A 3,074-nucleotide genomic window follows, 5' to 3' on the forward strand; every position below is an offset into this window, starting at 1 on the left:
GGACGCTCAGCGGCGCCCCGCGGCCTCGTCGTAGATCCGCGCATGAGCCGCGATGACGCTCGTCGGATCAGCGCCCTCGACCCGCGGCGGGACGGCCCGCGGATTCTCCAACGCCGCCCGGACCGCCACCGCCACCGCGGACGGATCGCGGGGATCGTAGACCTCCCCGGAGTGATCACCCGGATCGCAACGGTCGAACCACTGCTCCCGCAGGCACCCCACCGCCGGGAACACCGGCGACACGCCCAGGTCGCGGCACAACTCCAACCAGGTGGAATGGGTGGCGAACCGGTACGGCAACACGCACACGTCGAGCGCGGCGAACTCGGCCAGCAACGGCGCCAGGTCCAGCGACTCGTACCTCACCAACCGCACCGACTCCCAGCCGCCCTCGGCCGCCAGCTCCGCCACCAGATGGTGCCCGCCGGCCTCGCGGTCCTCGCCGCACGCGTCGCGCCACGCCTGCGCCTCCACGACGATCCGCAGGTGCGCGCCCCGCCGCCCGTGGGCGACGGGCGCCAGCTGGTCCAGCAGCTCCGGGCCGTCGATGTTCTCGCCCATCCGCTCCAGCAACACCCCCACCACCACCGGATCGCCGGGACCGCGCAGGTGCTTGCCGGCGCGGATGGCGGAGGAGACCTCGTCCTCGTCCAGCAGCCGCGGGTGCGGCACGACCACCGGTTCGACGCCCCACCGCACCCACAGTTCGTGCGCCGCCACCTCGGTCAGCGTGACCACGGCAGCGGCGGCCTCGACCAGTGTGCCGGTGTGATCCCGGTGCGGGAGTTCGTCCTCGTGGGACGGGTAGACGATGTCGTGGACGGTGAGCACCATCGGCACCCCGGCCCGCGCCAGATGCTCCACCACCCCGTCCACGCTCTCCGGCTCGAGGTAGTCGTACCCGAAGTGCACGTGCGCCAGGTCGACGCCGGCCAGCGGGTCGCAATCGCGCGGCATCTCACCCGACGCCTCGTGGCCGGGATCGAACTCCGCGGGAGTCACCGCCTCGGGCGGGGTCTGCCCGTTCACCACCCCGGGCCGGACGGGCACCAGCTCTACGTGCTCAGCGCCATCCAGGCCGGTGATACGGCGAACCGCGGGATGGGCGGCCGGCAGCACCGCCACCCGGACCCGGGAATGTTCACCCCGATCAGACATACGATCAATCTAGACCGTCACCCCAGACCGCGACGCAGGTCCTCTATGAGGTCGCCCGCGTGTTCCAGCCCCACGGACAGGCGGACCACGTTGTCGCCGATGCCCACCGCGGCGCGGGCCTCGGGCTCCATGGACGCGTGGGTCGTCGTCGCGGGATGGGTCACCAGCGTCTTGGCATCGCCCAGGTTGTTGGAGATGTCGATGACCTCCAACGAGTTCAGCAGAGAGAAGCACTCCTTCTTGCCGCGGCCGCCCTCGTCGTCGGCGTCGTACTTCAACCCGAACGTCACCACCGACCCGCCGCCCGACATCTGCGCCCGCGCCAGCTCGTACTGCGGGTGCGACTCGAGCATCGGGTATGTCACCCGCTCCACGGCCGGGTGCGACTCCAGGAACCGCGCCACCTCCAGCGCGTTGGCACTCATCCGCTCGACGCGCAGGCTCATGGTCTCCAGGCCCTTGAGCAGGACCCACGCGTTGAACGCGCTCATCCCGAACCCGGCGTGGCGCATGAGGTTCTGCACAGGGCCGGAGATGTACTCCTCGGTGCCCAGCACGGCGCCGCCGAGCACGCGGCCCTGGCCGTCGATGTGCTTGGTGGTGGAGTACACGACGATGTCCGCGCCCAGCTCGAGCGGCTTCTGGTGCAGGACGGTGGCGAAGACGTTGTCCACCACGACCTGCGCGCCGGCGGCGTGGGCGAGATCGCACACCGCGCGAACGTCGACCAGCTCCTGCATGGGGTTGGAGGGGGTCTCAAAGAAGACTGCGTCGGTGGGCTCGCTGAGCGCCTCGCGCCACTGGTCGAGGTCGGCGCCGTCGACGAACACCGTCTCCACACCCCACCGCGGCAGGATTTCGGCACAGATCACGTAACAGGAGCCGAACAGCGCGCGCGAGGCCACCAGGCGCGACCCGTTCCCACACAGCGCGGCCAGGGCCACGAATACCGCGGACATGCCGGAGGAGGTGGCAAAGCACGCCTCGGCGCCCTCGATCTGCCGCAGCCGCTCCTGGAACATCGCGACCGTCGGGTTGCCGTAGCGGGAGTAGACGAACCGCTGCTTCTCGCCGTTGAACGACGCCTCGGCCGCCTCCGCGGACTCGTAGACGTAGCCGGAGTTGAGGAACATCGGCTCTGTGGTCTCCTCGAAGCCGGTGCGCATCTGCCCGGCCCGCACGCCCAGGGTGTCGGGGTGGAGACCGTCGGGGAGCTCGTTGTTTCTCATCGCTGCTTTCTTGTGTGTGGTGCGTGGGTGATGCGGCGGGAGGCGGGGGCGGTGCGGGCGAGGGGCGCGCCGGTCAGGGTGGCCCGGTCAGGACTGGCGCCAGGCCAGGCCCGCGACCTTCCACCCGTTGACGGTGCCGCGGTGTCCGGCGGCGTCCGGGTCGCCCTCGAACCCCTCGGCCACGTTGTAGGCGGTGCGGTATCCGGCGGCGGTGGCCAGGCTCGCGGCGGCGGCGGACCGGCCACCACTGCGGCACAGGAACAACACCGGTGTCTCCGCGGCGACACCGGCCTCGCCGAGGTGCTCGACGAACCGCTCGTTGGGCTGGCCCGCCGAGGTCATCCACTCGATGCCCAGCGTGCGCTTGCCCAGCTCGGACAGATCGGCGCCGCCGACCCACTGCCACTCGGCGCTGGTACGGACGTCCACCAACACGGCGTCGGGATCGGAGGCGAGCAGATCCCAGGCCTGGCGGGGCGATAGATCCCCGGCGTAGTCGCTCATGGGTGTCGATTATGCTCCCCCGACGACCGATCGGCGGGGTCGAGGTACCCCGCTCGCTTTTCTGTGCGACGATCGCGGACATGACGCCCGTCACAAAGACCCCGTTCCGTGTGGCCGTCGTGGGCTCCGGTCCGGCGGGGGTGTACGCCAGCGAGGCACTGCTGGACTGGAGTGACAACCGGG

At 70.7% G+C, this 3,074-nt stretch carries 2 protein-coding genes and 1 pseudogene; all 3 read right to left on the reverse strand.

Features of this window, described 5'->3' with window-relative positions; genetic code table 11:
* Positions 1–6 precede the first annotated feature (6 nt).
* The gene (locus tag G6023_RS08690) at positions 7–1,158 is read right to left on the reverse strand and encodes a glycosyltransferase family protein (RefSeq protein ID WP_187700072.1); all 1,152 of its coding nucleotides are present in this window, start codon (positions 1,156–1,158) and stop codon (positions 7–9) included.
* A gap of 17 nt (positions 1,159–1,175) precedes the next feature.
* Positions 1,176–2,462 (reverse strand): annotated as a pseudogene (locus tag G6023_RS08695) (O-succinylhomoserine sulfhydrylase); the annotation flags it as partial.
* Between the two features lie 12 nt (positions 2,463–2,474).
* A complete protein-coding gene (locus G6023_RS08700; RefSeq protein ID WP_067719351.1) occupies positions 2,475–2,891 on the reverse strand; it encodes a rhodanese-like domain-containing protein in 417 nt (138 codons plus the stop codon).
* Positions 2,892–3,074: the final 183 nt, after the last annotated feature.

Source organism: Dietzia sp. DQ11-71 (assembly GCF_014144995.1).
GTDB lineage: Bacteria > Actinomycetota > Actinomycetes > Mycobacteriales > Mycobacteriaceae > Dietzia > Dietzia kunjamensis.

Coding starts and splice junctions, on each gene's coding strand:
- G6023_RS08690 (WP_187700072.1), bottom strand. CDS start 1,158: ATGTCTGATCGGGGTGAACATTCCCGGGTCCGGGTGGCGGTGCTGCCG.
- G6023_RS08700 (WP_067719351.1), bottom strand. CDS start 2,891: ATGAGCGACTACGCCGGGGATCTATCGCCCCGCCAGGCCTGGGATCTG.